The 6225-nt window shown below is 61.8% G+C and carries 7 protein-coding genes; 5 read left to right on the top strand and 2 right to left on the bottom strand.

Translation table 11 applies throughout. The features are described from left to right. The 3 genes from AC2VLV_RS12095 to AC2VLV_RS12085 form a co-directional block, all read left to right on the top strand. Positions 1-747, top strand: a 747-nt coding sequence (locus AC2VLV_RS12095) for an oxygen-independent coproporphyrinogen III oxidase (protein ID WP_486990224.1), incomplete at its 5' end; no start/stop codon positions are given. An 80-nt stretch (positions 748-827) separates the two neighbouring features. Further along, on the top strand, positions 828-1451 hold the full coding sequence (locus tag AC2VLV_RS12090; RefSeq protein WP_486990223.1) for a MarC family protein: 624 nt from the start codon (positions 828-830) through the stop codon (positions 1449-1451). A gap of 243 nt (positions 1452-1694) precedes the next feature. Beyond that, complete coding sequence (locus tag AC2VLV_RS12085; protein WP_486990222.1) at positions 1695-2450, top strand: sulfite exporter TauE/SafE family protein; 756 nt, start codon at positions 1695-1697, stop codon at positions 2448-2450. A gap of 72 nt (positions 2451-2522) precedes the next feature. On the opposite strand, the gene AC2VLV_RS12080 is transcribed toward AC2VLV_RS12085, so the two are convergent. Beyond that, on the bottom strand, positions 2523-2714 hold the full coding sequence (locus AC2VLV_RS12080; protein WP_013107575.1) for a YgaP family membrane protein: 192 nt from the start codon (positions 2712-2714) through the stop codon (positions 2523-2525). Positions 2715-2792: 78 nt separating this feature from the next. Beyond that, positions 2793-3464: a Crp/Fnr family transcriptional regulator gene (locus AC2VLV_RS12075; protein ID WP_486990221.1), complete on the bottom strand. Its 672-nt coding sequence runs from the start codon at positions 3462-3464 to the stop codon at positions 2793-2795. A gap of 97 nt (positions 3465-3561) precedes the next feature. Here AC2VLV_RS12075 and mnmG point away from each other — a divergent pair, with 97 nt between their 5' ends. Both mnmG and rsmG read left to right on the top strand, forming a co-directional pair. Continuing rightward, entirely contained in the window at positions 3562-5520 is a 1959-nt protein-coding gene (gene mnmG / locus AC2VLV_RS12070) for a tRNA uridine-5-carboxymethylaminomethyl(34) synthesis enzyme MnmG (protein ID WP_486990226.1), read from the top strand. Then, positions 5517-6188, top strand: a complete 672-nt coding sequence (gene rsmG, locus AC2VLV_RS12065; RefSeq protein ID WP_486990220.1) for a 16S rRNA (guanine(527)-N(7))-methyltransferase RsmG — start codon at positions 5517-5519, stop codon at positions 6186-6188. The genes mnmG and rsmG overlap by 4 nt, the downstream gene beginning before the upstream one ends. Positions 6189-6225: the final 37 nt, after the last annotated feature.

The raw sequence follows: 6225 nt of genomic DNA, 5'->3' as shown, positions 1-6225 counted from the left end.
TTCCAGAACCTGGACTCGTTCGCCCGCACCCTCGATCAGGTGATAGAGATCTCGCCCGACCGGCTCTCGCTCTACAGCTACGCGCATCTGCCGCACATTTTCAAGCCGCAGCGCCGCATCAACGCCGAGGAGCTGCCCACGGCCGACGTCAAGCTCGGCCTGCTGGGTCTGGCCATCCGCCGGCTGGAAGAAGCGGGTTATGTCTACATCGGCATGGATCACTTCGCCAAGCCGGGCGACGAGCTCGCCCGCGCCCAGCGCGAGGGCAAGCTGCACCGCAATTTCCAAGGCTACTCCACGCAGGCCGAACTCGATCTGCTGGCCTTCGGCGTGTCCAGCATTTCCAACGTCGGCAACTGCTACGCGCAAAACGCCAAGACCATCGACGAATACACCGAGATGCTGGCTTTCGGCAAGCTGCCCACGGCGCGCGGGGTGCATCTCACCCCCGAAGACCACCTGCGCCGCACCGCCATTCAGCGGCTGATGTGCGATTTCCACCTCGATCTCGCCGCGCTGGCCGACGAATTCAAAGTGGACGCCGTCGCCACCTTTGCGCTCGACCTGCAGCGCCTCAAGCCGCTGGAAGAAGCCGGATTGGTCGTGCGCGAAGGCCCGCAAGGTCTGCGCGTCCAGGTCACTCCGCAGGGCCGCCTGCTGGTGCGCATCGTCGCCATGCAGTTCGATGGCTATTTGCATCAGCCGCGCGAGCAACTGTTGCAGCCCCGCTATTCGCGGGTGATCTGAACGCTGGGCCGTCACGCACGGCGGTGAATTGAGCGCGAGGGCACCGATAATGGAGCCAGCGCACTCACAATTCCAAGTTCATGAATCTGGTCAAGCCCTTGATCGCCCTGCTGGCGATCGTCAATCCGCTGGGCATCATTCCCTTTTTCATTTTGTTCACCGAGAGTTTCTCGCGGGAGCAGAAGAAGCGGACCATCCTCGTCACTTCGATCTCGGCGTTTCTGGTCATCGCCATCAGCACGCTGATCGGCGCGGATCTGCTGCACTTCTTCGGCATTTCCATCGCGTCGTTCCAGGTCGGCGGCGGCTTGCTGCTGCTCATTAGCGCCATCAACATGCTCAACGCCAAAACTGGCGCCACCAAATCGACCAGCGACGAAGTGGAAGAGGCCGTCGACCGCGCCAGCGTGGCCGTGGTGCCGCTCACCATCCCTTTGCTCACCGGCCCGGCCACCATCAGTACGGTGATCATCTATGCCAGCAACTCACATCACTGGTGGCAGCACGCGGTGCTGATAGGCTACGGCGTGATCATTGCCGGGGCCGCCGCACTCTGTTTCATGGCGGCCGAACCGATTGCGCGGTTTCTGGGCAAGACCGGCATCAATGTGATGACCCGCTTGATGGGCCTGATCCTCTCGGCGCTCGCGGTGGAAATGATGAGCGACGGTCTGATCAAGTTGTTTCCAGGCCTGGGACGCTAACCTCAACTCTCAGGGTTCGTCCCTAGTGCGCGCAGCACCCAAAATTCGAACAATGTTTTCTATTGCGATTGGGCTCACCCGACGCACCCCAAAAAGAGGGACCGAGGAGACAAACGGCCTGAAACCCAGGTTGTTTCACGACAACAGCGCTACACAAGATGGCAGCGCCAGCAGTACCCCGAAGCACCGTGAACGCTCGTTCCGGTGCTTTTTTACGCCCCGCTCCCCACGCCTGCCCCCAATATGGAACTGATCCTGCTCGGCATGGCCGCATTGTTTGCCGGTTTTGTCGATGCCATCGTCGGTGGTGGCGGTCTGGTGCTCGTACCCGCCCTGTTCGCCGCGTTTCCAGACGCCGCTCCTGCCACGCTGTTTGGCACCAACAAAGGCGGCGCCATCTGGGGCACTTCGGCGTCAATGTGGTCGTATGTGCGCCGGGTGCAGCCCCCTTGGTCCACCGTGGCGCCCGCCACCCTTGCTGCGTTTGTCGGCGCGCTGGGTGGCGCCTGGCTCATCACACAGGTCAAGTCGACTGATTTTCGGCAGGCCCTGCCGTTCATCCTGCTGGCCGTACTGCTCTACACCCTCAAGCGCAAGGATTTAGGACATCACCATGCCCCGCACTTGAGCGGCACGGCCGAGCGGGCCCTGGCGGTTGGCGGTGGTCTGCTGATCGGGTTTTACGACGGATTTTTTGGGCCAGGTACGGGTAACTTCTTGATTTTCCTGTTTGTCCGTGGCTTTGGTTTTGATTTTCTCCATGCCTCGGCCAGCGCCAAAGTTGTCAACGTGGCCTGCAATCTGGCCGCCCTGCTGGTGTTCGCCAGCAAAGGCCACGTCATGTGGCAGTATGCCGCGCTCATCGCGGTGTGCAATATTGCGGGTAGCCTGCTGGGCACCCGGCTCGCCTTGCGCCGCGGCACGCACTTTGTGCGCAGCGTATTTCTGCTGGTCGTTGCAGCGCTCATTCTCAAGACGGCGCACGACGCGTTTTTTTGAACAATCATGAAAAAAGCGCCGCCTGTTGTCAGGGGGCGCTTTCTCTGAAAACACGGCACATTGCCGCCAGCCTTATTTTTTCATCGGGCAGGTGTTCATGCCGATGATGGAATACAGCGGGCAGAATTTGAACAGGCCCGTGACCAGCGGCACAATGCCGATCCAACCCCAGACGCCGATGGTGCCCATCAGGCTCAAGGCGATCAGAACGATGCCCACAATAATGCGCAGAATGCGATCGATACCGCCGACGTTGAATTTCATGGCCCACTCCTTGAAAAAAGAATATTGCAATTTGACACCGATTCGTGCGGGCGCACAGTGACCTCGGTCACACGCGTTTTACCCCGACACCTCCCCGGCTGCCACTTGGCGCAGTACGGCGGGCTGCAGAATGTCGATCTTCTCGCGCGACAGCCCCACCCACCCGGCGGCCTCGAAGCGCTTGAGCAGGCGGGTGACGATCTCCCTCGCCGTGCCCAGCCGGTCAGCCAGTTGCTGATGGGTGCTCTGCAGACGCGGCCCTTGGCCCAGCAGGGCTTGCGCCAGACGTTGATCCAGGCGATGAAAGGCCAGCGCATCGATCAATGCAGTCAGGTCGGCCATGCGCGCGGCAAACTGGCCGAGGACGAACTGGCGAAAGGCGGGAGCGCATTGCAGCCAATGCTCGAACAATTCAGGGCGGATCATCCACAGCGCCCCATCGGTCTGCATTTCCGCAAAGGCAGTGAGCACCTCACCCGAAAACAGGCTGGCCGACGACACCAGGCAGATTTCACCCGGCGTCAGGCGATACATCTCCAACTGCCGTCCGGATGGCGCCATGCGAAACACACGCGCCTCGCCAGACAACACCAGCGGGAACCCACCGCAGTTCGCGTCGGGCGCGAAAAGCTGTGTTCCGCGCGGCACCTGCATGACGGTCGCCCCGCCAGCCCATTCCGCCTCCAGCTCAATGGTGGGCACAGAAGTCATCGAGGGATAGAGCTCTTGCAGTTCGCGCAGGGTTTGCATGGAATTGAGGCGATAGATCAAAATAATGCGGTTCGCGGATATGTTTCACGTGAAACAAAGCCCGACCAAGCTGCCGCACCGGGTAAACCCGCATAAAATGATCGGGTTGAGGAGACACACAGTGGATTATCCGCGTAACTTTGATGTCGTTGTCATCGGGGGTGGCCATGCCGGCACCGAGGCGGCTCTGGCCGCTGCGCGCATGGGCTGCGCCACCTTGTTGCTGACGCACAATATCGAAACCCTCGGTCAGATGTCGTGCAATCCGTCGATAGGCGGAATCGGCAAAGGGCACCTAGTCAAAGAGGTGGACGCGCTGGGCGGCGCGATGGCCGAGGCGACTGACGAAGCGGGCATCCAGTTCCGCATTCTCAACGCCAGCAAAGGCCCTGCGGTGCGCGCCACCCGGGCGCAGGCCGACCGCCTGCTCTACAAGCGCGCCATACGTGGGCGGCTGGAAGACCAGCCCAATCTGTGGCTGTTCCAGCAGGCTGCCGATGATTTGCTGGTGGAATCGACCGGCCTGGGCGAGCGGGTTACGGCCGTGGTCACGCAGACGGGCATCCGCTTTCGCACCCGCACCGTGGTGCTGACCGCTGGGACGTTTCTGGACGGGAAAATTCACATCGGACTCGACCAATACGCCGCCGGGCGTGCCGGCGATCCGCCGTCGCTGCGTTTGTCTGCCCGGCTGAAGGCGCTCTCGCTGCCGCAGGGGCGGCTCAAGACCGGCACGCCGGCGCGCATCGACGGCCGCACCATCGACTTTTCCAAGCTGATTGAGCAGCCGGGCGACCTCAACCCGATGCCGGTTTTCAGTTTTCTCGGCTCTGCCGATCAACACCCCGCGCAGGTCGCCTGCTGGATCACCCATACCACCGAGCAGACGCACGACATCATTCGCGCCGGGCTCGATCGCAGCCCGATGTTCACCGGAGTGATCGAAGGCGTGGGCCCGCGCTATTGCCCGAGCATCGAAGACAAGATTCACCGTTTCGCCGACAAGTCCTCGCACCAGATCTTTCTCGAACCCGAGGGGCTGCAGACCAACGAGTTTTACCCCAATGGCATCTCCACCAGCCTGCCCTTCGATGTGCAAATTGCCATGGTGCACTCGATACCGGGGCTGGAAAATGCCCACCTGCTGCGTCCCGGCTACGCCATCGAGTACGACTATTTCAACCCGATGGCACTGAAAACCTCGTTGGAAACCAAGGCGATTGATGGCTTGTTCTTTGCCGGGCAGATCAACGGCACCACCGGCTACGAGGAGGCCGCTGCCCAAGGCCTGCTGGCGGGTATCAACGCGGCGTTGCAGGTACAGGGCCGTGAGGCCTGGTGTCCGCGGCGCGATCAGGCCTATCTCGGCGTGCTGGTTGATGATCTGGTAACCAAGGGGGTGAGCGAGCCCTACCGCATGTTTACCAGCCGCGCGGAATACCGGCTCAGTCTGCGCGAAGATAACGCCGATCTGCGACTGACCGAGATCGGCCGCGAACTCGGCGTGGTGAACGACGCCCGCTGGGATGCGTTCTGCCGCAAGCGTGACTCCATTGAGCGCGAGATTCAACGGCTGCGCACCACCTGGGTTACGCCACAAAGTCTGCCGGCCGAACAGGCTGAAGCGCTGCTGGGCAAATCCATCGAACGCGAATACAACCTTGCCGACCTGCTGCGCCGCCCAGAACTGCGTTACGACACTCTTGCCGCATTCCCGCACCCCGCTTTCGCCCCAGAGGCGCCGTTGAGCGATACCGAGCGCGAACAGGTTGAGATACACCTGAAATACGCCGGCTACATCGAACGCCAACAAGACGAAGTCGAGCGCGCCGCGCAGCAGGAATCGTTACGCTTGCCCGCTGATCTCGACTACCGCGAAGTGTCGGGCCTGTCTATCGAAGTGCAACAAAAGCTCAATCAGGCCCGCCCCGAGACACTCGGCCTGGCATCGCGCCTATCTGGCATGACCCCAGCGGCGGTTTCCTTACTATTGATTCATTTGCGCAAAGGCGTGCTCAAACAGGCGCTCAAGCTGGAAAAGGATGCCCTCGCGTGAGTGTGAGCACCCCCCGCACGGCTGGCGGCTTTTCCCTCGAAGGCTTTCTGCATCAAACCCTGACCGCCCTCCAGCTCGACTTTACCGAGCGCCAGCGCCGGCAGTTGCTCGACTACACCGCCTTGCTGCAACGCTGGAACCGGGTGTTCAACCTTACCGCAGTGCGCGATCTTGAAGGCATGGCCCGGCTGCACTTGGCCGATTGCCTCGCCGCCCTGCCCGCCCTGCAGCGACTAGGCCCGCAGCGCCTGTTGGACGTCGGCTCGGGCGGCGGCCTGCCCGGCATCGTGTTTGCCATCGGCCTGCCCGACACGGAAGTTCATCTCATCGATACGGTGCAAAAGAAATGCGCCTTTCTGCAGCAGACCTGCGGCAGTCTGCAACTCAGGCAGGTCAGCGTCCATCATGCGCGCGTCGAGGCTCTGGCCGATGCACGCGGTTTTGATTGCATTACCAGCCGCGCCTTCAGCGATCTGCCCTTGCTGATTCAAAGCACCCGGCACCTGCTTGCCGACGGCGGCCAGTGGTGCGCCATGAAAGGCCAAGCGCCTCAAGATGAAATCGTTGCATTGCCTGCCGATGTGGCCGCGCAGATCGACCCACTGCAGGTGCCTGGGCTCGATGCACAGCGTTGCCTGGTGTGGCTGCGGCCGTCGCCTAACCGCTGATTTCGCGGCCGAGCCATCGGCTCCGGCACAATACAGC

Source organism: Thiomonas sp. TH-17 (assembly GCF_057473305.1).
The sequence above is the reverse complement of the archived record's forward strand: the minus strand, read 5'-3'. Positions and strand labels throughout refer to the sequence as shown.